The sequence below is a fragment of the Bacillus sp. RC252 genome (genome assembly GCF_044909215.1).
GTDB lineage: Bacteria > Bacillota > Bacilli > Bacillales > Bacillaceae_G > Bacillus_A > Bacillus_A mycoides.
Map to the genome: position 1 here is coordinate 70484 of NZ_JBIYDV010000009.1, position 21190 is coordinate 91673.

Annotated in this window: 24 protein-coding genes and 1 pseudogene; 19 read left to right on the plus strand and 6 right to left on the minus strand. The window is 36.1% G+C overall.

Features of this window, described 5'->3' with window-relative positions; genetic code table 11:
• The first annotated feature begins 25 nt into the window (after positions 1-25).
• Positions 26-892, plus strand: coding sequence for an ABC transporter permease subunit (locus tag ABH960_RS14820; RefSeq protein WP_404446113.1), 867 nt, complete (start codon positions 26-28; stop codon positions 890-892).
• 1 nt (position 893) lies between these two features.
• Positions 894-1898, plus strand: coding sequence for an ABC transporter permease (locus ABH960_RS14825; RefSeq protein WP_404446116.1), 1005 nt, complete (start codon positions 894-896; stop codon positions 1896-1898).
• A gap of 43 nt (positions 1899-1941) precedes the next feature.
• Here ABH960_RS14825 and brnQ2 read toward each other — a convergent pair whose 3' ends face one another.
• The 4 genes from brnQ2 to ABH960_RS14845 all read right to left on the minus strand — a co-directional run bounded on the left by brnQ2 (position 1942) and on the right by ABH960_RS14845 (position 4597).
• Positions 1942-3258 (minus strand): branched-chain amino acid transport system II carrier protein BrnQ2, encoded by a 1317-nt coding sequence (gene brnQ2, locus ABH960_RS14830; protein WP_404446119.1) that lies wholly within the window; start codon positions 3256-3258, stop codon positions 1942-1944.
• A gap of 220 nt (positions 3259-3478) precedes the next feature.
• Positions 3479-4048 carry a spore coat protein CotJC gene (gene cotJC / locus ABH960_RS14835; RefSeq protein ID WP_002010774.1) on the minus strand — a complete coding sequence of 190 codons (570 nt, stop codon included), beginning with the start codon at positions 4046-4048 and terminating at the stop codon, positions 3479-3481.
• Positions 4049-4109: 61 nt separating this feature from the next.
• Positions 4110-4373 (minus strand): spore coat protein CotJB, encoded by a 264-nt coding sequence (locus ABH960_RS14840; RefSeq protein WP_404446122.1) that lies wholly within the window; start codon positions 4371-4373, stop codon positions 4110-4112.
• Positions 4374-4381: 8 nt separating this feature from the next.
• Positions 4382-4597 (minus strand): spore coat associated protein CotJA, encoded by a 216-nt coding sequence (locus ABH960_RS14845; RefSeq protein ID WP_404446125.1) that lies wholly within the window; start codon positions 4595-4597, stop codon positions 4382-4384.
• 108 nt (positions 4598-4705) lie between these two features.
• Here ABH960_RS14845 and ABH960_RS14850 point away from each other — a divergent pair, with 108 nt between their 5' ends.
• From ABH960_RS14850 to ABH960_RS14870, 5 genes are all read left to right on the plus strand, one after another.
• Positions 4706-5116: a VOC family protein gene (locus tag ABH960_RS14850; RefSeq protein WP_002010778.1), complete on the plus strand. Its 411-nt coding sequence runs from the start codon at positions 4706-4708 to the stop codon at positions 5114-5116.
• A gap of 241 nt (positions 5117-5357) precedes the next feature.
• The gene (locus tag ABH960_RS14855; protein ID WP_000733844.1) at positions 5358-5639 is read left to right on the plus strand and encodes a YkvA family protein; all 282 of its coding nucleotides are present in this window, start codon (positions 5358-5360) and stop codon (positions 5637-5639) included.
• An 11-nt stretch (positions 5640-5650) separates the two neighbouring features.
• Positions 5651-6256, plus strand: coding sequence for a DedA family protein (locus tag ABH960_RS14860; protein WP_404446130.1), 606 nt, complete (start codon positions 5651-5653; stop codon positions 6254-6256).
• A 110-nt stretch (positions 6257-6366) separates the two neighbouring features.
• Positions 6367-6735, plus strand: a complete 369-nt coding sequence (locus tag ABH960_RS14865; RefSeq protein ID WP_404446133.1) for a DUF3992 domain-containing protein — start codon at positions 6367-6369, stop codon at positions 6733-6735.
• 20 nt (positions 6736-6755) lie between these two features.
• On the plus strand, positions 6756-7094 hold the full coding sequence (locus tag ABH960_RS14870) for a DUF3992 domain-containing protein (RefSeq protein WP_016093263.1): 339 nt from the start codon (positions 6756-6758) through the stop codon (positions 7092-7094).
• A 63-nt stretch (positions 7095-7157) separates the two neighbouring features.
• On the opposite strand, the gene ABH960_RS14875 is transcribed toward ABH960_RS14870, so the two are convergent.
• The gene (locus tag ABH960_RS14875) at positions 7158-7577 is read right to left on the minus strand and encodes an S-Ena type endospore appendage (protein WP_404446136.1); all 420 of its coding nucleotides are present in this window, start codon (positions 7575-7577) and stop codon (positions 7158-7160) included.
• 471 nt (positions 7578-8048) lie between these two features.
• On the opposite strand from ABH960_RS14875, the gene ABH960_RS14880 reads away from it, so the two are divergent.
• Entirely contained in the window at positions 8049-10511 is a 2463-nt protein-coding gene (locus tag ABH960_RS14880; protein WP_404446139.1) for a LamG-like jellyroll fold domain-containing protein, read from the plus strand.
• Between the two features lie 80 nt (positions 10512-10591).
• The gene (locus tag ABH960_RS14885) at positions 10592-10795 is read left to right on the plus strand and encodes a hypothetical protein (protein WP_404446142.1); all 204 of its coding nucleotides are present in this window, start codon (positions 10592-10594) and stop codon (positions 10793-10795) included.
• A 144-nt stretch (positions 10796-10939) separates the two neighbouring features.
• On the opposite strand, the gene bcaP is transcribed toward ABH960_RS14885, so the two are convergent.
• Positions 10940-12343, minus strand: coding sequence for a branched-chain amino acid transporter BcaP (gene bcaP / locus ABH960_RS14890; protein ID WP_404446144.1), 1404 nt, complete (start codon positions 12341-12343; stop codon positions 10940-10942).
• Between the two features lie 234 nt (positions 12344-12577).
• Here bcaP and ABH960_RS14895 point away from each other — a divergent pair.
• The 10 genes and pseudogenes from ABH960_RS14895 to ABH960_RS14940 all read left to right on the plus strand — a co-directional run bounded on the left by ABH960_RS14895 (position 12578) and on the right by ABH960_RS14940 (position 21163).
• Positions 12578-13760, plus strand: a pseudogene (locus ABH960_RS14895) (cation:proton antiporter).
• Between the two features lie 124 nt (positions 13761-13884).
• On the plus strand, positions 13885-14214 hold the full coding sequence (locus ABH960_RS14900; protein WP_404446147.1) for an outer surface protein: 330 nt from the start codon (positions 13885-13887) through the stop codon (positions 14212-14214).
• A gap of 17 nt (positions 14215-14231) precedes the next feature.
• Positions 14232-15095 (plus strand): MurR/RpiR family transcriptional regulator, encoded by an 864-nt coding sequence (locus ABH960_RS14905; RefSeq protein WP_002010793.1) that lies wholly within the window; start codon positions 14232-14234, stop codon positions 15093-15095.
• Positions 15096-15250: 155 nt separating this feature from the next.
• Entirely contained in the window at positions 15251-16135 is an 885-nt protein-coding gene (gene murQ / locus ABH960_RS14910; RefSeq protein WP_002166328.1) for an N-acetylmuramic acid 6-phosphate etherase, read from the plus strand.
• 23 nt (positions 16136-16158) lie between these two features.
• Positions 16159-17523 (plus strand): PTS transporter subunit EIIC, encoded by a 1365-nt coding sequence (locus tag ABH960_RS14915; RefSeq protein ID WP_404446150.1) that lies wholly within the window; start codon positions 16159-16161, stop codon positions 17521-17523.
• 50 nt (positions 17524-17573) lie between these two features.
• On the plus strand, positions 17574-18647 hold the full coding sequence (locus tag ABH960_RS14920) for a DUF871 domain-containing protein (protein ID WP_404446153.1): 1074 nt from the start codon (positions 17574-17576) through the stop codon (positions 18645-18647).
• Positions 18648-18800: 153 nt separating this feature from the next.
• On the plus strand, positions 18801-19205 hold the full coding sequence (locus ABH960_RS14925; RefSeq protein WP_001077751.1) for a DoxX family protein: 405 nt from the start codon (positions 18801-18803) through the stop codon (positions 19203-19205).
• A gap of 182 nt (positions 19206-19387) precedes the next feature.
• Positions 19388-20188, plus strand: a complete 801-nt coding sequence (locus ABH960_RS14930) for an MBL fold metallo-hydrolase (RefSeq protein ID WP_044444647.1) — start codon at positions 19388-19390, stop codon at positions 20186-20188.
• Positions 20188-20592: a nuclear transport factor 2 family protein gene (locus tag ABH960_RS14935; protein ID WP_219374932.1), complete on the plus strand. Its 405-nt coding sequence runs from the start codon at positions 20188-20190 to the stop codon at positions 20590-20592. The genes ABH960_RS14930 and ABH960_RS14935 overlap by 1 nt, the downstream gene beginning before the upstream one ends.
• An 88-nt stretch (positions 20593-20680) precedes the next feature.
• The gene (locus ABH960_RS14940; RefSeq protein ID WP_404446160.1) at positions 20681-21163 is read left to right on the plus strand and encodes a PRK06770 family protein; all 483 of its coding nucleotides are present in this window, start codon (positions 20681-20683) and stop codon (positions 21161-21163) included.
• The last annotated feature ends 27 nt before the right edge of the window (positions 21164-21190 follow it).

Here is a 21190-nt window from a genome sequence, read left to right on the forward strand (position 1 = left end):
ATTATATAGAGAGAGAAGGGAAAACGTGGTCAAAAAAGTTTTTCTGAATGGGATGGAAGTGACGGTTCAATTTATTATTTCGATTTTGGGTATTATTTGTTTAGGGGCATTACCGAAATTATTTTACGGATTTGAGTTGCATGCATCAAAGTACATACAGAGTTTAAAAGAAGTGTTTGTGAACTTAATGGATATCTCCAATTTTCAATATGTGAGAGGTAAATTTTTATTTCCGCAGTTGTTCGTCCATTATAAAGAAACGATTGTGATTTTTTTGGCGGCTTTTTTCATTTCATTATTTGTAGCATTTTGTATTGTTTATGTCATTATGAATAGTTCACCGCGTATACAGCATCGCATTAAATCATTTCTCATCTTCCTAGAATCTATTCCAGACATTCTACTTATTTTAGTATCACAAATTTTAGTTATATGGTTTTTTAAAAGAACAGGCTTTTTACCTTTTCAAATTGCGTCAATTGGAGGCGAGTCGATTAGAGGATTGCCGATATTTTGTTTGAGTATACCGACTACGATTCTGTTTGTAAAAATGTTAGTGCTTCGTTTTGAAAATGAGCTAGAAAAAGATTATGTACTATTTGCTAAGGCGAAAGGGCTGAATCGTTTTCATATTTTAAATCGTCATGTTTTACGAAATGTGTTGCTTAGTACACTTTTCTTTGCGAAAACGAATATCTTTTTTATGTTATCTAATTTATATATTATAGAATGGATTTTTAGTACGGGTGGTATTTTTATGTTTTTGAAATCGTATGAGAGTATTAGGGTTGAGGTTTTCATCGTTAGTGTGCTGCTTATTTATATTCCGATTTTTATTTTGTTTAAATTGTTTCATTATCTCATTCCAACTGCGATGAAGGAGAGACTATAATATGTGGACGTATATAAAACGCGAGAAAAGATTTTGGATAAGCATTGGGTTTCTTCTCATATTAGTTCTTTTGAGCATCGGAAATACGATATGGAATGATGGACATATTAGACAAGTTACATTGCAATATGATGCGGATGAAAATCCACAAGTGCCACCGTTTTCACCTTCATTACAATTTTTACTTGGGACAGACCGGAAAGGATACGACCTGTTACATTTAGTCATTGAAGGTGCGAAGTGGACGATTGGTATATCTATTTTAATTGCGGCACTTAGAATGGTGATAGGTGTGTTTTTTGGTGTTGTGCTTGGAACATATGTAAAAAGAGGGTTTTCAAAAATCGAGGCTTTTTTTGATAGTTTTACAGTTATTCCAACAGTTATGATTGCGTATTTTTTTCTTCACCTTGCAAATGCATTTGGGAGTGGGGAGGAAACAACAACCTTTTTTGAAAGAGCTTCGTTTCAAGTTTTATTACTTGTAATGCTTGTGATGCCAGTTATTGCACTGTATGTTGCGAAGGAAGTACGTAAATTGAGAACCGAAGAATTTATTGAAGCTGCGTGCATATTGGGTGGATCGAGAAGGCACATTGTTATAAAGCATATTTTCCCGCATCTCTATATGACGTTTATACTTGTATTTTTTCAGCAGTTTACGCAAACTCTTACTATTTTACTGCACTTAGGATTACTGGAAATATTCTTTGGTGGAACAGTTCAGTTTTTAGGACCGATAGAAGAAATAGAATCTTACACGCATGAATGGTCAGGTTTAATTGGAGTCTATTTTAGATCATTAACAGTGAATCCGTGGATTCCGCTCGTTCCCATCACATTTTTTGGACTTACTATTTTTTCAGGAAATATGATTGTAAAAAGTATAGAAGAGGCGATGATGAAAGTAAGGTTAGGCGGAGTGAGAATGAAGACAGATGTAGAAAAGGAACAACCTGCTGTGCAGTCAAAAGAAGAGCTGTTTACGTTTAAGCATACGATTTGAAAATAAAGAAGAAGCAAGCATAATCAATGCTTGCTTCTTTTCTTTATTTTGTAGAAACTTCACCTGCAGCTTCTGTTTGTGGAGTACAGTATCCGATTATACCACCGATTATTGCTGGAACGATCCAGCCGATTCCTAAGTTATAAAAAGGAATTGTGTGTACGATATTAGCGATAAAACTTGGTATCATTCCCACATTATCAAGTGCATGAATACAGCTAATAATGAATGCTGCGATCATCGCTCCGATATAGACAGAAGGTTTACGTTTCGTATATTTATCGATAAATGATACGAAAATTAAAATGATTGTAATTGGATATAAAATAATCAATACGGGTAATGTAATTTTGATTAATAAACTTAATCCTAAGTTTGAAATAACGAAGCTAAAAATACAAACGTATAGTACAAGCTTCTTGTATGAAACATTTGTTAATACTGTTGTGAAATAGTTGGCGAATGCACTTACAACACCGATTGCAGTCGTTAAACAAGCAAAGATAATTGCGATACTTAATAAAACATTACCGCTTGTCCCAAAAAATTGATACATAATAGTTGCTAATAGTTGACCGCCATTTTCAAATTGTCCTAAGTTTCCGTTTGAAGCGCCGATATAACCTAGTAAGAAGTAAACAATTGTTAAGAAAAGAGCCGCAATGCTTCCGCAAATAATTGTATATTTCGCAATGGATTTCTTATCTTGTATACCGTTTTGGCGAATTGCATTTACAACAATCGTTGATAATACGAGTGCTCCGATTGCATCTAATGTTAAAAAGCCTTCAAGAAATCCTTTGAAAAATGGAATTTCTTTATAGTCACCAACAGGTTCTGCAAATGATCCTGGTGAAAGAATCGCTTTTGTTGCCATAATTGCAATAATTCCAAGCAAAATTGGCGTTAATATTTTTCCGATATGATCTACTAATTTGGATGGATTTAACGATAAGAAGTAGACGACTATAAAGAAAATCGCACTAAAAACTAACATAGAGTACCATTGATCTGGGAAAAGTGGTGCAATCCCAATTTCATAAGATACAGTTCCAGTTCGTGGAATAACAAATAGTGGGCCGATGGAAAGATAAATAATGATAGCGAATACTGCTGCGAATTTTGGGTGAACACGGCTCGCTAAAGTATTAAAACTACCACCAGCAAGGGCAACAGCGACGATAGCTAGTAAAGATAAACCGACATCTGTAATAATAAATCCTGTAATGGAAACCCACATATTTTCTCCGGAAGAAAGACCGAGAAGAGGCGGGAAAATCATATTACCAGCACCGAAGAAAACTGCGAATAGTAATAAACTAATCGAAAGTATTTGCGCTGGTTTTAAAGTTGTACGCATATAAAGAAAAGCCTCCTAATGAGCGTTTTTTTGTCGAAAATTCAAATAATTTGTCGATTGACTGTTATTATTTTAAAGGTCTGATGACTAGAAAGCAAGAGGGAATTTTAAAAATATTTTAAAATAATGCGTAAAATTGAATAAATATACTATTTATATGTTAATGCAGGAAGAATTTCACTTTTAACGTAAAAAAACACATATCGCTAGGATATGTGTATTAAAAATAAATTTGCCTATCACGTTCTTCTTTTAAAATTTCTACAGCCTCTCGGAAACGTTGAGAATGGACAATTTCTCGTTCGCGTAAAAAGCGTAAGCTATCATTTATATCGGGATCGTCTGATAAATCAATTAGCCATTGATAAGTCGCTCGTGCTTTTTCTTCAGCTGCAATATCCTCGTATAAATCTGCGATAGGATCTCCTTTCGCTTGAATGTAAGTGGCAGTAAAAGGAACACCACCTGCATTATGGTAAAACAAGGCGCTATCATGATTCGCATAATGCGCGTCTAATCCGGCAGCTTTCATTTGTTCAGGTGTTGCATCTTTTGTTAATTTATAAATCATTGTAGCAATCATTTCTAAATGGGCGAACTCTTCTGTACCAATATCGGTTAGTAAGCCAACGACTTTATCAGGAATTGTATAACGTTGATTTAAGTAGCGAAGAGCAGCAGCCAGTTCGCCGTCCGCACCGCCATATTGTTCAACTAATAATTTGGCGAGTGCTGGATTACAAGTACTCACTTTAACTGGATATTGTAATTTTTTTTCATAAATCCACATAGTTTCTCTCCTTTATCCCGCTATTTGCTGCCCGTAAACTCCACTTGATTAAAGTTTCATTTTATATTTGCCATGGCCACGGTCCTTGGCTCCATTGCCATGGAGCGTTAGAATAACTATTTCCGAACTGCTGAAGTGGCCCGTATTTTTCTTCAATTTTTTGTTGTAATACTCTTCGTTTATAGGAGAAATCATTGAATTGATTTATAGCTGTAGTATCGTCGGGGTGCGTATCTAAATAGAGGGTAAGTTCAACTAATACAAAGTCTAGTTCTTGTAGTTCTTCAATCCATTTGTAATATTCATCAGGCAATGTTTGTGTCACGTTTTTATTCACCGTCCTTTTTTGTGAGGATTTTCATAAAAATCATAAAAAGCAGGCCATAAAGTCCCTTTTCTTAAAGCTTCTTTTGGTGTGAATTGGGGTAAATTAGTTGGTTGAAAACCCATATATAAGTGAGGGGGAGTTGAATAATATTTCTTTCCAATTGGAGGACAAGGATCGTTTGGACCATGATAAGGTATGTAGGATTTCATGAATTTATCCATGTTACACGCCTCCTTTATAAATGAAATATTCATCACTACGTATTATATTCGTACATAATTGCAAATTATGACTCATATAGAAAACTAAAAGGGGCAGGGGGAGTGCGGATGGAAAGTGTTACAACATGTATTGTATTAGAATCTAAAAACTTAAAGGAAACATTATATTTTTATGAAGGAATTCTAGGATTTAAACCGAGCAAGGAGAGGCCACAAATACGTGTAACAGGTGTGTGGTATGATATCGGTTCAACGAGAATTTGTTTTGTTGTAAACAGGGGGCTGGGAGAACATAGAGAGACTGTTATATCATCAGTGAAGGACCTATTGTTAAAAACTACAAATATCGAGCGGTTAAAGAAAAAGTTAGCGTTTTATCAAATATCATTTGTAGAAAAGCGCCGCGGTGAAGAAGTTAGAATAATAATTCATGATCCAGATGGTTATACACTCCAATTTATTTCAATAGAGAACATGGAAGAGAGTCTTTTACAATGTAATAATCTGAATGGTGAATGAAAAAAATATTGACAAGCTTAGGTAAATATTTTAATGTGATTGTATAAAACTGTGTATATAAAGGGGAGTAACTTATTACAGTAAAGTCGTCATTACAGGGAGAAACCCTCGGCTTTATTGGCAACGTTTCGTTGTTAGTGAGACCTTTACCAGCAATGGTAAAGGCCCCTTCTTGTCTTTTTTAGGACCCTTACCATATTTGGTAGGGTCCTTTTTGTATACAAAGAGAGGAGAAATAAAAATGAAAAAACTTATAAGTAGATTAAGAGTTGTATTTCATGTCCGCCGTTTTGTTCCATTCCTATTTGACTTTTTTACTTCAAAAGAGGTTTCAATAAAGAAGAAAATTTTATCTATTGCTTTTTTAGTTGGTTATGTAGCGATGCCGCTCGATTTAATTCCAGACTTCCTACCGTTCATTGGTATTTTAGATGATATTGGAATTGTGTTATTTATTTTGAACCGAATTGTAAAGATGGCGCCAGTTCAATTACAAGAAAAGCATAACGTAAACGTAGGATAGGAGTTGAAAATATGGAGCAAATTATTTTAGATATAATCGAGTTTTTAAAGCAGTTTTCTTATTTTGGAGTTGTGTTAGCATTAACGTTTGAATTTATTCCAGCAGAAGTAGTTTTGCCCATGGTTGGGTATTGGGTATATGAGGGAGATATGAATTTTTGGCTAGCTGTATTAGCTGGAACGCTTGGCGGAACGACAGGACCTTTAACGTTATATGCGCTCGGTTATTACGGCGGGCGCCCTGTCTTGGTGAAATACGGTAAATATTTCTTCATTAAAGAAGAACAAATTCAAAAAGCAGATGATTTCTTTGAGAAATATGGACCGGTTGTAGCATTTGTTGGACGCTTCGTCCCGGGAGTTCGAACGCTTATTTCCATTCCATGTGGTATGGCGAAAATGAATATATGGAAATTTAGCATATATACATTTGTAGCAATGTTCCCGTTAACGACTTTATATATTTATTTTGGAATGAAATTAGGTCCGCATTGGGAAAAAGCAGCGGGTGTTGTTGGACAATATATGCTACCGATATTAGCCGTCGTTCTTATTATTGTAGGTGGTATTTTAATCTATAAATTTATGAAAAAACGAAACAAATCGGAATCTATCTAGTCATTGGTAATGGAATTTGCATATTTTTTGAAAATAGATGAATAGTACAGGCAAAAGACTCTGAGGGACATACACATATAGGGAATATAAAAGAGAGAGGGGAAACAACTATGTCTTGTGAGTGCTCAGGGTCAGCATTAACTTGCTGTCCAGATAAAAATTTTGTACAAGATAAAGTGTGTAGTCCATGGTCAGGAACTGTAGTTGCTACTGCAATTACAAATGTGCTGTATAACAACAATATTAATCAAAATATGATTGGAACAGGGTTCGTTAGGTATGACGTCGGGCCAGGTCCAATCACGCTGACAGTTTTGGATGCAACAGGAGCTACACTTGATACACAAACATTAAATCCTGGAACGAGTATAGCTTTTACGTACCGTCGTTTCCAGACAATTGAAGTAACTTTACCTGCTGGAACAGCTGGAACATATCAAGGAGAGTTTTGTATAACAACACGTTATCCACTTTCATAATAGAAAAGGAGAGGACTAAGATGTGCAATTCTAACTTATCATGCTGTTCCAGTAAAACACTTGTTCAAGATCAGGTGTGTATAGATTGGGCTGCTACTGGTGCGGTCACTGAAACGGTATATACGAATAATATTACACAAGACTTGTACGCATCTGGATATGTAAAATATGATGTGGGTGTAAATCCAGTTACAGTAAACTTTCTAGTAGGAGCGACAGTAGTTAATACAATTACTGTACAACCACAAAGTAGTGGATCGTTTACAGTAAGGTATTTTACTACAATTCAAATTGTAACAACAGGGACGGCAACGAGCCAAGGGCAATTATGCCTTACAGTGCGTTATCCGATTTCATAAGGAAAAGCATACCGTAATGGTATGCTTTTTTGTATAGTTTGTAAGTTAGGGTGGTAAAGAATTTTATAAGCAAAATGAGAATTGGCAACAATATTTTCCCTCTATATATTGAATTGGGTTATTTGGAATATTAATGATTGTCACAGATTGTAATGATTGACCTGTATATGACATTGTGTTGCCAGGATAGACAGTAAAATTATTTGTCACCTGCCCAATAATTTGAACGATAACCCCTCCAGTACTACTAGTGCTATTATAAACAGAAATGGTACCTGATATTTTAAGTAAACCATCTCCTTCCCATAACACTAATGTGGAATTTTCAGAAGGTGGAGGGATTTCTTTTGTTATAAAAAAATTACCAGCAAATTCATTCGTGACTAGTTCACAGCTTGGTGGTTTAGGTGGATTAGGTGGATCGTAGGGAGGGCAGATGATAGATAAAGGGGCATAGCAGCCGATATTTTTTTTACAAGCCATTAATAGTTCCTCCCTTCATAGTTTCTTTTTATTACTATTAAATGTTGTAAAACGATAGTTGTGTTAATAAAGGGGCGAAAAATTTCACGAAAGATGTTTAATAGGCTTACAGCTCATAATAAGTTATGAGAGTCTTTGACACTCCCACCCCTAAAGGGGCAAGCTGACTAACGTCAGTGGGATTCTAGCTACCAAAGGCGAAGTCCATTTCTGGTATCGCTGACGTGCAAGATTGCGGTGTGCCATCACCACTCCCACAACAGACCATATAGGTTCGTGGGCTTTCCCGCATCATAAATTCTGTAAGACAAAAGGTGGTTGTATAAGATAATACAAGTAATGTGGGATGTCACACGAAATTGACTGTATATTTACAAAACTTAAATAAATTTCATTCTTAATTCAAACTAAGTTAATATGCATTCGATACAATAACCATTGTAAATAGTTTATTATATGAGGAGGATTTACGTGGAAAGAACTGCTTTAAGAAAAGTAAAAGGACTTATTGGATTATTGATGGTTTTTGTATTAGCATTCGTGTCATTTCCGTGGAGTGCGTCGGTTAAAGCGGAAGAGAAAAAGCAAGAAAAGGCACCAAGTGAGAAGAAGCTTGTTTTTCCAGTTGTAAGTGATGTGCATATTAAAGATAGTGGAACAGATGATACGTTCCGCTGGAAAAGAGCGATTGAGCAATTTAATACGCTTGCACCAAAGCAAGATGCGTTTGTCATTGTAGGTGATTTTACTGATTCGGGTTCAGTAAAGCAATATGATCGTTTTATGCAAGTGTATAACGAAAATGCAAATAAAGATGCGGTACGAATGAATTCTCTAGGTAATCATGATTATTGGAACGGCTTATCTGTAGAGGGAGCACAGAAGCGTTTCTTAGAAAAGACAGGAATGGAATCGATTTATTATCATAATGTAGTAAAAGGGTATCACTTTATCGTAATGTCACCAGAGGATGGAACAACGCATGGCTATTATTCGGACAAGCAAATTAATTGGTTAAAAGAAGAAATGGCAAAGGCACAAAAAGATGATCCAGAAAAACCGATTTTTGTGTTTTTACATCAACATATTAAAGATACAGTGTACGGTAGCCAAGAATGGGGAACGAAAGATAGTGCAAAAATTAATGCGGTATTAAAAGAATACCCACAAGTAATTACGTTTTCAGGTCATTCACATTATCCGTTAGATGATCCAAGATCGATTCATCAAAAAGACTTTACGTCTGTTGGAACATCTTCTGTAAGCTATATGGAAGTTGAAGGTGGTAAAGTACAAGGGAATATCCCGCCAGGAGCTAGTACATTAAGCCAAGGTTTATTAGTAGAGGTAGATGACAAAGAGGTAACGATTAATCGCCGTGATTTCCATACAAACTCTTGGACAGGTGAGCCTTGGAAAATTAAATTACCAACGAAAAAAGAAGGATTCAACTATGTAGAAGATCGTGATAAAGAAAAGCCATACTTTGCGAAGGATGCAAAGCTTGCTGTATCAAATGTAACGGAAAATGCGGCAACAGTAACATTCCCGCAAGCATTGGACAACCTTCTTGTTCATTCTTATCGCTTGCAAGCAAAGGATAAACAAACAGGTGAGATTAAAAATAAGCTATTAGCGTTCTCTGAATTTTATCGTGATCCAGTGCCAAAAGAACTTACATTTACGCTTGCTGGATTAGATGGCGGGAAATCATATACACTTGAAGTGGTTGCAATTGATTCGTTTGGCAATGAAAGTGAGCAACCATTAACTGCAGAAATCACAACGAAAAAAGATAATATTGATCCGAATGTGAAAGTACCAAAGGCAGACGTTTTTGATGTGAATTTCTTAGATGGTACATTTAAAAATAACTCACCGTTTGGGACGAAAGGTGATGTGAAAGGGAATGTATTTATTGAATATGATAAAGCTCTGAAAACAAATGTAATGAAATTAAATGGAAAAGCAAATACATTTGGGTACCTTCCATTTTCAGCAGCACAAAAAGAAAAAGTAGCGAATACGTTTACGTTAGAAACTGTATTTTCGATGAATGAAATTCGTGGACAAGGAATTTTACAAAATACAGAGAGTGGCGGAATTGGTTTTGAATCTACAGGAAATGGATATGTAGAACTATGGGCTCATATTGGTGGCAGTTATAAACGTGTAGGCGTTCAATTAGCAGCAAACAAAACGTATCATTTAACAGGAACGTATAACGGTAGTGAAGTAGCAATTTATGTAGATGGTAAAAAAGTAAATAGTCAACCAGCTCAAGGGAAAGTATATCACCCGAACGTGCCATTTGCACTTGGTGCAGACCCAGATAGTAACGGAAATGGTGGTATTCCGTTAAATGGACAAATTGCGCTTGCAAAATTATATAGTAAAGCGTTGAGCTCTTCAGAAGTATTAGCAGCATATAACGAGTTTTCTAATCGTACAAAATTAGAGCAAGTAAATGCGTTATATGAAGAGATTGCGAAAGTGAAAGAAGTATTGGCAGGTACTTATGAATTTGGTGAAAAACCAGGTCAGTATTCACAAGCAGCTTTTAACGAATTACAAAGAAGTTATGACAATGCAAAGAAAGTGTTTGAGAATATAGCAAGTACAGGAGAACAAATTGTTCAAACGTATAATGAATTAAAAACAGCAAACCAAACATTTGTACAATCAAAGGTAGCAGAAGAACAGCCAAAAACACCGAAAGAAAAATTACAAGTGAATATTGAATCTGCAAAAGCTTTAGTAAAGAAAGCGCAAGATGGAAATGTAACAGACGGTTCTGTTAAATCATTAAGTCAAAAAATTACAGTTGGGGAAGCTGTGTTAAAAGATAAAAATGTAAAAGATGAGTATGTGGAATCAATGAATCGTACGCTAGAGCACGCTATTTCACTTGTTGAAAAAAGCATCAACAAATAAGGTGTAAGAAAAAGAAGCTTATCATGATAGGCTTTTTTTTTGTTATACTAAAAGTAGTATAGAAAAAGGGAGCGAATAATTTGGAAGAGAAAAAGCTAAAAAGAATTCTTGAATATGTATGGATCGCCGTTGTGCTCCTTGTAGGATATTATTTATTAAAAGATAAAAGTATATGGATTCTATTTTTAATGACATTTTTATTAGCGGGATTAGGAACGCTATTTATTAACTTTTTCTTTGATAGTGTAAACGTGTGGAGAAAGAAAAAGAAAGAGACGAAGTAAGGGAGAATAAAGTGAAACTTTAATCAGTGGGAGTCTTACTGCCCGGCAAATAGCGGGATAAGTATACAAAAGTTGATCGGTATATTTTTCGTTTTACAATCGTTAATGAAAATAGCTCGCCTTTATTATAGGCGAGCTATTTTTTTATACTTCTTTTTTCTCATCATTTGTTTTTTTAGTAGCTAAATGACTATGTTTTCTAGAGTAGAAGAAGTATACGCATAAACCGACTATAAGCCAAAATGAAAAGCTGATCCATGTCGTTTTGGACAAATTAGTCATTAAATATAAACAACAAAGAATAGCGATAACCGGTAGTACAGGTACGAGTGGTGTGCGGAAGCCTCGTTTTAAATCAGGATGAGTTTTCCGTAAAATAAGTACAGCAAAGCAAACGAATGTGAAGGCTGTTAACGTACCGATGTTTACTAAATTCGCTAGTAAATGTAGGTCTAAAAGTCCTGCTAATAAAGCTGCAAATACTCCAGTAATCCATGTGTTTAATAAAGGGATTTTTACTTTTTTATTTACGCGTGATAAAGCTTTTGGGAGTAAGCCGTCTCGGCTCATTGCATAAGAAACACGAACTTGTCCATACATAACGACTAAAAGAACGGTTGTCATTCCTGTCATCGCACCAACTGCAAGTAGCCCCGCAATAGTATCTTCACCAACGAAATGTAGTGCAAATGCAACTGGATCAGAAACGTCTAATTGCGTATAAGGAACCATGCCTGTTAAAACGAAAGATACGATCATGTATAAAACTGTACAAATAAGAAGGGAACCTATAATGCCAATTGGTAAATCACGCTGCGGTTTTTTCGTTTCTTCTGCCGCGGTTGCGATTGCATCAAAACCTAAAAAGGCGAAGAAGACAGTCGCAGCTCCGGTAATAATACCGTCGTACCCGAATGGAATGAACGGTGTCCAATTTTCAGGCTTTACATATTTTGCGCCTGCTACGATAAAGGCGATAATAACTGCTAATTTGATAAGGACCATAACATTATTAATGCGTGCGCTTTCGCGTATACCAAAACTTAAAAGCCCAGTAATGAGAAGTAAAATACAAACAGCTGGTAAATCAATGAGACCACCTTTTCCTGTACCAGGGGCCGAGGAAATAATGGTGGGAAGGTGTATATTGAACCCTTGAAGCAATGATTGTAAGTATCCAGACCAGCCAACAGCTACCGCTGCAACAGCGAGTAAATATTCGAGCATTAAACACCAACCAACGATAAAGGCGACGACTTCCCCGACTGTCATGTATGCGTAAGTATACACACTTCCTGAGACAGGAATAGAAGAAGCAAATTCGGCATAACAAAAGGCTACACAAGCACAAGTAAATGCAGCAATAAGGAATGATAGCATAATACCAGGGCCAGAATGTTTTGCCGCTACGATACCTGTTAATACAAAAATCCCTGTCCCAATTACGGCGCCGATTCCTAAAAACGTTAAATCAAGTGCCGTTAATGTTCGATCTAGCTGTCTTGGTGATTCAGTACTAAGTGCTTTTTTTCGTAATAATGACTTCACTTTGAACTCTCCTCCTTTAGTTTTCATTTCCATAACTGCGAATATAGTACGAGCCCATTGGAAAAGAGTATGTAAGTGAATGAAAATACAGTTATGGTATGTAGTTTTTTAAAATTTCTGGGTTAATCTTATTATAATTCAGAATATTTTGTCAAATAAAATTTTAACAAATAAAAAGCCGGTTGTAAGGAGAAACTATGTGCAGAAATAGATGCAGGTTAACAATCAGTAGAGATGAAGAATAATCCACTGATCAAAGTTTTACTTTATTATAGTAGGAGAAGATGTTATGTTATTTTATTTTGAACTTGTCGTCATTTTACTTTGTACGAAATTAGCTGGTGATATTAGCGTTAGACTTGGCCAGCCTTCTGTACTCGGTAAATTAATCGTTGGTATTATTATCGGTCCGGCTTTGCTAGGTATTATTAATAGTTCAGAACTTATTGATGAGCTTAGCGAAATTGGTGTTTTGCTACTTATGTTTATGGCGGGACTTGAAACAGATTTAGAAGAGTTAAATCGGAATTTAAAATCTGCATTCGCAGTAGCGATGGGAGGAATTATTTTCCCATTCCTTGGTGGGTATTTAGCAGGACTTGCGTTTGGAATGTTACAGTCGCATGCGATCTTTTTAGGGTTATTACTTTGTGCCACTTCGGTTAGTATTTCTGTTCAAACACTAAGAGATTTAGGGAAAATGAATACGAGAGAAAGTACGACGATTTTAGGTGCAGCTGTATTTGATGATGTAATTGTCGTTATTTTATTAGCATTTGTGATGAGTTTTTTAGGTACACAAGATGTAAATGTAACGCTAGTCATTGCAAAGAAAATTATCTTTTTTGTAAGTATTGTTTTCATCTCTTGGAAAGTTGTTCCATGGATTATGAAAATGCTCGTACCACTTCGCGTAACAGAAGCATTAATTAGTGCAGCTCTTATTATTTGTTTCTCTTTTTCGTATTACAGTGAAATGATGGGGATTGCAGGTATTATTGGAGCATTCGCAGCTGGAATTGCCATTTCTCAAACAGAGTATAAGCATGAAGTGGAACATAAAATTGAACCAATTGCTTATGCAATATTTGTTCCAGTGTTCTTCGTAAGTATCGGAATGGAAATTACATTTCAAGGTATCGGAAGCCAGCTTTGGTTCATTATCATCATGACTCTTATTGCGATATTCACAAAGTTAATTGGATCAGGTTTAGGCGCAAGACTGACAGGATTCAACCTTCAATCTTCTATTAGTATCGGTGCGGGAATGGTTTCGCGCGGAGAAGTGGCGCTTATCATCGCAGCAAATGGACTTGCGGCGAATTTGTTAGCGAAAGAAAATTTCACAGCGATTGTCATTGTTGTTATATTGACGACAATTATTACGCCGCCGCTTTTGAAGAAGTATTTTGTATAGAGAGGAAGGGCTTATCTGATGTAGGTAAGCTCTTTTTTTATTGCAAAATGCAGTGGTCATGTAGCATGAATGGATTGTAATTATGATAAAATCTATGTATGTGATATGACAAGGAGAGGGAAGTGTGAAGATTACAAAGGGGAAAGTTATAGGTGTAATCATACTTATTGCACTATGTATACCATTTACTGCATGGAAAGAGTCAAAAGTGGAAAATTTTCCAGTTTCTATTTTTTCTTCCTATGTAGAAGACGAAAATCCGAAAGACTATAAGTACACTGCTTTTGTACCTGACTTTGCAATTTGGATACATGGATGGGAAAAACAGCAATCTGAAGGTGAAATAACGTCATATAAAAAAGGGGATCGAACTGTAATTGTTCACCATCCACCTGGCAATGATGGTTTTTATCTATATGATACAAATGATATTAGAGAATATACGCAACCATAAGAAGTGGAGGTTAAATAGTGAAAGCTTCAACATTACTATTTAAAATTGAAAGTAATATGGATCAATTTTCACCAGCCGAAAAGAAGGTTGCCATGTACATAATGGAGAATGCAGAAATTGTTCCGAACTTAACGACGAAAGAAGTGTCAACGAATGCAGGCGCAAGTGAGGCAAGTGTTGTTCGCTTTTGTAAGTCGATTGGGATTGGGAGCTTTAAATCATTTAAAATCGCGCTCGTTCGTGAATTAACGATTGCTGATTATAATATTAATGATTTTTCAGTGATGAATACGGAAGATGGACCGTACGACTTGTTTAATAAAGTTACATATGTGAATAAAGCTGCAATTGAGGCGAGCGTTACTGCGATAGATAAAAAGGAACTTGAGAAAGCTGCAGATCGTATTGTAAATGCGGATAAAATTATATTTTACGGAGTAGGCGGATCGGCTACTCCGGCGATGGACGGGGCTTATAAATTTACAAGGCTCGGATTTACAGCGATGATGCTATCTGATTTTCATATGATGTTGCCACTCGTCACGAATTTAAAAGAGGGAGATATATTTGTGGCGATTTCAACTTCTGGGCGGACGAAAGATGTGCTCGAAATGGCGCAATATGCGAAGAAGCGAGGGGCTACAGTTATTGCGATTACGAAGCTAGACCAATCATCTCCGTTATATAAAGCGGCAGACATTCGCCTTTGTATGCCAGATGTAGAGCAAGACCATCGCATTGCGAGTATTGCTTCGAGAATGACGCAACTGAATATGATTGATGCTTTATATGTGATTACTTTCAATCGAATTGGTAATAAAGTATTAGATCAATTTATGGAGACGAGAGAAGAAGCATTACGGTTACGGAAATTGAAGTAGAAGAAAAGATGGGGAGACTCATCTTTTTTATTATCTTTGACACAAATATGTCATGTTGTGAAATTTTATTTCATAAAATAAGAAAGAGTTATTGATTTTTAGTTTCTTAAAGTTATAATAAAAGTGTGAAATATAATTTCGAAGAGGGTGGCAATATGTTAGAGAATTTATCGACAGAACACCGTAATGAGAAAACGATGAATCTAGATGAGATGAGTATAAAAGAAGTGTTACAAAGTATGAATGAAGAAGATCGAACTGTTGCGTTAGCAGTTGAAAATGAAATAGAAGAAATTGAAAAGGTTGTACAAATTGTTACTAAGTCTTTTGAAGAAGAAGGCCGTTTAATTTATATTGGGGCTGGTACGAGTGGCCGTTTAGGCATTTTAGACGCAGTAGAATGTCCCCCGACATTTGGAACAGATGATAACATGGTTCAAGGATTTATAGCAGGTGGATTGAAAGCGTTTACTAAAGCGGTGGAAGGTGCCGAAGATCGTGAAGAGTTAGCAAAAGAAGATTTAAAAAGTATTGGATTAAATGAGAAAGATACGGTTATTGGAATTGCAGCAAGTGGTAGAACACCCTATGTAATTGGCGGATTGAAATATGCAAGTAGCGTGGGAGCAAGTACAGCTAGTATTTCCTGTAATAAAAATGCTGAAATAAGTAAATATGCAAAACTAAATGTGGAAGTGGAAACAGGCGCAGAAATATTAACAGGCTCAACACGGTTGAAGGCTGGCACAGCGCAAAAGTTAGTACTCAATATGATTTCTACAGCGTCTATGATTGGTGTAGGGAAAGTATATAAAAACTTAATGGTAGATGTTCAATCTACAAATGAAAAATTGGTAGAACGCTCAAAACGAATTATTGTTGAAGCGACAGGCGCTAGTTATGAAGTAGCTACAGAGTGTTATGAGAAAGCAGATCGAAATGTGAAAGCTGCAATCGTTATGATATTACTACAGTGTGAATATGGGGAAGCACTAGAAAAATTAAAAGGTGCGAAAGGATTTGTGAAGAAAGCACTTTAAACTTTGGGGAGGGGGATTCTATTATGAAGAAAGAAGAGAGAATGGCCAAAGAAATTTCAGAGCAGCTTGGGGGAGTAAAAAATATTCGTGGCATTGCTCATTGTATGACGAGGTTACGATTAACGCTTCATGATGAAAGTAAAGTGAACATGGACCTTTTAAAAAAGGTTGAAGGTGTTATGGGAGTGATTGAAGATGAAACGCTTCAAGTTGTTGTTGGGCCAGGGACAGTAAATAAAGTAGCAGCTGAGATGGAAGATTTAACGGGACTGCGAATTGGTGAGGTGGCAGATCACCACCTTGAAGATCTTGGGCAAGAGATGAAGTCAGAGATTAAGAAGAAAAATAATACACCAGTGAAAAACTTTTTAAGAAAAATAGGAAGTATTTTCATTCCGCTAATTCCGGGACTTGTTGCGTCAGGAATTATAAATGGGGTTGCTAACTTTGCGAAAAACGCAGGTGCTGACCCGAATGCAACGTGGCTACAAATGCTACTACTTATTGGCGGCGGTATCTTTACATTCTTAGGAATTTTAGTCGGTTGGAATACAGCGAAAGAATTTGGCGGGACACCAGTTCTTGGGGCAATTGCTGGTATTTTAATTTTCAATCCGGCGATGGCAAATGTAAAATTATTCGGTGAAGCGCTAGTACCCGGACGGGGCGGATTATTTGCAGTTATTTTTGCAGCATGGCTTATGGTTGTAGTTGAGAGACGAGTGCGAAAAGCTGTGCCAAATGCAGTTGATATTATTGTGACACCACTCATTACTGTATTAGCTGTAAGTATAGTAACGATGTTAGCGATTCAGCCAGTAGCAGGCTTCTTATCTGATGGTATTACAAGCGGTATTAATGCAATTTTAAATGTTGGCGGAGCATTTGCTGGAGCTGTGCTTGCCGGAACATTTTTACCTCTCGTAATGGTCGGATTACATCACGGTTTAACACCGATTCATATGGAATTTATTAATCAAACGCACGTAACGCCTTTATTACCAGTATTAGCAATGGCTGGCGCTGGGCAAGTAGGAGCAGCAATTGCGATTTATGTGAAAACAAAAAATAAACGCCTTCGTAATGTGATTAGAGGTGGATTACCAGTAGGATTTTTAGGAATTGGCGAACCGCTATTATACGGGGTTACATTGCCACTTGGGAAACCGTTTATTACTGCTTGTTTAGGAGCGGCTGTCGGTGGTGCATTCCAAGCTGTTATGAAAACGGCTTCACTCGGAATAGGTGTATCAGGATTATCATTAATTCCGTTAATTGCTGATAATAAATATTTATTATATTTCCTTGGATTAGTAGTGGCATATATTTTCGGATTCATCTTTACGTACTTCTTCGGCTTTAAAGAAGAAATGGCAGAAAACATATAGAGAAAGGGATTCCTTTCTCTTTTTTTATATTAATAGAAGGAGAGATTTATATGATAGGAGTTTCAATTTATCTTTCAAAAGAGCGAGTAGAGAAACAAGAAGCATGGTTAAAACTAGCGAAAGAAAACGGATTTTCATCTGTTTTTACATCTCTTCACATTCCAGAAGATGATCCGAATACGTATAAGGAGTTAATTCAAATACTTGGGAAACAAGCTCTCGAAAATGAAATGGAATTAATGGTTGATGTCTCTCCAAAATCGTTAAACCATTTAGGGATGACGTATGAAAATGTGGAAGAGTTATTAGACTTTGGCATTACTGGTTTACGAATGGATTACGGTATTACGCCAAAAGAAATCGCACGTGTATCTCATAAGATGAAGGTAGCTTTAAATGCGAGTACGATTACAGAATCATTTTGGAAAGAGTTACTTGCGGAAAATATACGAGTAGATCGTTTAGAAGCGTGGCATAATTTTTATCCACGTCCAGAAACAGGACTAGCAAAGTCGTTTTTACAAAAACAAAATAAGTATTTACATGAGTGCGGAATAAAAACGATGGCATTTATTCCGGGAGATGGTGAAAAACGCGGTCCATTATATGAAGGTTTACCGACATTAGAAAAACACCGCTATATGCGGCCGCTTGAAGCGTATTTAGAACTTGTGCAAGATTGTGGTGTCGATAAGGTGTTAATCGGGGATATAAGCGGAAGTGTAGAAAGTGTACAAGAGATAGCGAGCGCGAGTAATGGAATTATTCCAGTGCGATATCAATCATTTATAAATGATAGCGACACTGTACAACTGTTAGAACGAGTGCATACGAACCGGCTTGATCCAGCACGTGATGTCATTCGCTCTGTAGAATCACGAGAAGAAAATAAAGTCGTGTTACAGCCGATGTCTACCATTTCAAGAAAGAAAGGCGGCATTACAATTGATAATGAATTGTACGGTAGATATGCTGGGGAGATGCAAGTTGTTGTAAATGATTTACCTGTAGATGAGAAAGTGAATGTTGTCGGAATGGTTGTGGAAGAGGACGTACCGTTATTGCCTTATATTGGTGCTGGAAAAAAGTTTCAACTTTTTCTGTGTGATAGAGTAAAAGCTTGAATTAGCGCTATTTTATAAAAGACATTATTCGTAAAACGGATAATGTTTTTTGTTTTCTTTAAAAAAAGCATTTGACGAATGAAAAGAAATACCGTATTGTTTTGTCTTGTGAATAAATGTTCACCATAACAAAACAAAGAAGGAGAGTTCAAAATGAATCAATATATTGGGAATTTAATTATTCGTATCGTGTTAGGAGTGACATTCTTTGCACACGGTTTAGCAAAGTTTCAATCAGGTATAGATAACGTAGCAGGATGGTTTACAAGCATCGGTTTACCAGGTGGTCTTGCATACGGCGTAGCAACAGTTGAATTAGTTGGTGGTATATTATTGATTATCGGTTTAGGCGTGAGGTATGTAGGATTGTTATTCGCTCTTATTTTGGCTGGAGCTATCGTAAAGGTAAATGGAGCAGCAGGCTTATTAGGAGATGGAAAGAATCCGGGATATGAATTAGATCTTGCATTATTATCAATGGGTGCGTATTTATTCGTTGTAAAAGCAGAAGGATATGTAGATCGTTTTTTAAAAGAGAAAGTAATGAAAACGAAGTAAATTTCATTTTTTAAGTGTTGACTTGACGACTTGGTGTAACTATAATGATTACAACAAGTCGATTAGTAATAAAATGATTCGTATATTTTTTTATTCCAGTTGTAACTAGTTTAGTTACAACTGGAATAAAGCTTAAAGAATAAAGGAATATAAAAGAGTAAATAAAAAGTGGAGGAAATAACATGTCAAAATTACATTTAGAGGTTTTTACAGGATCTGAGCAAGCATTTCAAGTTACATCCACAATTGTATACGGAGAAAAAGATGCAATTCTTATCGATGCACAATTTTTATTAAGTGATGCGCACCGTTTAGCAGCTCAAATTATTGAAACAGGAAAGAATTTAACTCATATTTATGTGACTCATTTCCATCCAGATCACTATTTTGGATTAAATGTATTACATGAAGCATTTCCAGAAGCGAAGATTGTTGCGTTACGGAATACTGTTGAAGATATTCGTAATACATTTGAGAAGAAAGTGGAACAGTGGAAACCATCTATTGGGCATAATGTTCCTCATCAACCAATTGTTCCAGATGAATTAACAGAAGAGAAATTGATTTTAGAGGGAAATGATTTAATCATTAAAGGTGGTTTGCAAGGTGATACACCGAATAATAGTTATGTATGGATTCCATCATTAAAAGCCGTTGTTACAGGCGATATCGTTTATAACAATACTTTCGTATGGACGTTAGAAACAGATGCTGAAGCTCGTCATAAATGGTTAGAAACATTAAGTGAACTTGAAAATCTTCATCCTGAAATTGTTGTAGCGGGTCATCGTGATTATGACGTACCAAATACAGCAGACGCGATTAAACATACTCGTAAATATTTAGTTGCATTTGATGAAGTTCTTGCAGGAAATCCTTCAAGTGAAGAAATTCAAACGGCAATAAAGGAACGATTCCCGCACGTTAAAGCGTTAGAAATTGGACTTGTTTTAGCGGCAAACGCGTTTGGGGTGAAAAAATAATGAAGCAAAAAACAAATTTAGAAATTGTTCGAAGCACATATGAAGGACCATCTTCTTCAAATGCAAAACATTTAGCGGAAGCTCTCTCTGAAAAAGTAGAGTGGACAGAGGCGGCAGGTTTTCCGTACGGCGGAACGTATATAGGTACAGAAGCTATAATGGAAAATGTATTTAGTCGTTTAGGATCAGAATGGGATGATTATAAAGCGAGTGTAAATACGTACCATGAAGTAAACGGAAAAGATGTGATTATTGCTGAAGGCGTTTATTCAGGAGTTTATAAAGAGACGGGAAAATCATTTGAGGCGGAATTTGTTCATGTATGGCAGCTTGAAAATGGAAAAATCATGAAATTTAAGCAATATGTGGACAGTTACATTGTACGAGAAGCGATGAAGGCTTAAAATGAAATAAGGAAACAAATGGAATCGACTATGTGCAGGCGATTCCATTTGTTTATGTAATTATTAGGGGGAATGGGGAGTACATAATATGAAAAAATGGATAATAGGGGCAATTACAATGATTGTAATTGCGATAGGAGCTGTATTCGGTGTTACTAAACTTCTTAATTATATAGAGGAAGAGGAGAAGAGTCTTAAAACACAAAAAGTGATGAGCCAACAGGACAAGAAAGTTGCGGAAGAGAAGCCACAATTTAGTGAAGATGAAATTATTTCTACAATGCATAGGATGGTACATCAAAAAGTGAAATCATCTGATAAATGGGGATTTATCGAAATGACAAATAAGGAAATTCGTAGTGAGAAGAACGCAGTAGAAAGCAGTACAAATTTTAAATATAAAGCAAAGCTACTTTCTACTTTGGAGCGTTGGGAGAAAGGGGACTTTTCACAAACGGTTGAGGATCATAACTTTTTGTGGGAAATTCAAGGTGGTGATACCGGAAAGGCAACAGAACGTTTATCGCCAGAAGAAGAAAAGCAGTATGTGAAAGAAATGAAAGGTAAATAAAAACATCGCCACTTTGGTGGCGATGTT

Bases quoted from the DNA above. Each gene is read 5' to 3' on its own strand.
- ABH960_RS14825 (WP_404446116.1), top strand. From the start codon at position 894: ATGTGGACGTATATAAAACGCGAGAAAAGATTTTGGATAAGCATTGGG.
- brnQ2 (WP_404446119.1), bottom strand. From the start codon at position 3,258: ATGCGTACAACTTTAAAACCAGCGCAAATACTTTCGATTAGTTTATTA.
- cotJC (WP_002010774.1), bottom strand. From the start codon at position 4,048: ATGTGGATTTATGAAAAAAAATTACAATATCCAGTTAAAGTGAGTACT.
- ABH960_RS14845 (WP_404446125.1), bottom strand. From the start codon at position 4,597: ATGGATAAATTCATGAAATCCTACATACCTTATCATGGTCCAAACGAT.
- ABH960_RS14850 (WP_002010778.1), top strand. From the start codon at position 4,706: ATGGAAAGTGTTACAACATGTATTGTATTAGAATCTAAAAACTTAAAG.
- ABH960_RS14855 (WP_000733844.1), top strand. From the start codon at position 5,358: ATGAAAAAACTTATAAGTAGATTAAGAGTTGTATTTCATGTCCGCCGT.
- ABH960_RS14860 (WP_404446130.1), top strand. From the start codon at position 5,651: ATGGAGCAAATTATTTTAGATATAATCGAGTTTTTAAAGCAGTTTTCT.
- ABH960_RS14865 (WP_404446133.1), top strand. From the start codon at position 6,367: ATGTCTTGTGAGTGCTCAGGGTCAGCATTAACTTGCTGTCCAGATAAA.
- ABH960_RS14870 (WP_016093263.1), top strand. From the start codon at position 6,756: ATGTGCAATTCTAACTTATCATGCTGTTCCAGTAAAACACTTGTTCAA.
- ABH960_RS14875 (WP_404446136.1), bottom strand. From the start codon at position 7,577: ATGGCTTGTAAAAAAAATATCGGCTGCTATGCCCCTTTATCTATCATC.
- murQ (WP_002166328.1), top strand. From the start codon at position 15,251: ATGTTAGAGAATTTATCGACAGAACACCGTAATGAGAAAACGATGAAT.
- ABH960_RS14915 (WP_404446150.1), top strand. From the start codon at position 16,159: ATGAAGAAAGAAGAGAGAATGGCCAAAGAAATTTCAGAGCAGCTTGGG.
- ABH960_RS14920 (WP_404446153.1), top strand. From the start codon at position 17,574: ATGATAGGAGTTTCAATTTATCTTTCAAAAGAGCGAGTAGAGAAACAA.
- ABH960_RS14925 (WP_001077751.1), top strand. From the start codon at position 18,801: ATGAATCAATATATTGGGAATTTAATTATTCGTATCGTGTTAGGAGTG.
- ABH960_RS14930 (WP_044444647.1), top strand. From the start codon at position 19,388: ATGTCAAAATTACATTTAGAGGTTTTTACAGGATCTGAGCAAGCATTT.
- ABH960_RS14935 (WP_219374932.1), top strand. From the start codon at position 20,188: ATGAAGCAAAAAACAAATTTAGAAATTGTTCGAAGCACATATGAAGGA.
- ABH960_RS14940 (WP_404446160.1), top strand. From the start codon at position 20,681: ATGAAAAAATGGATAATAGGGGCAATTACAATGATTGTAATTGCGATA.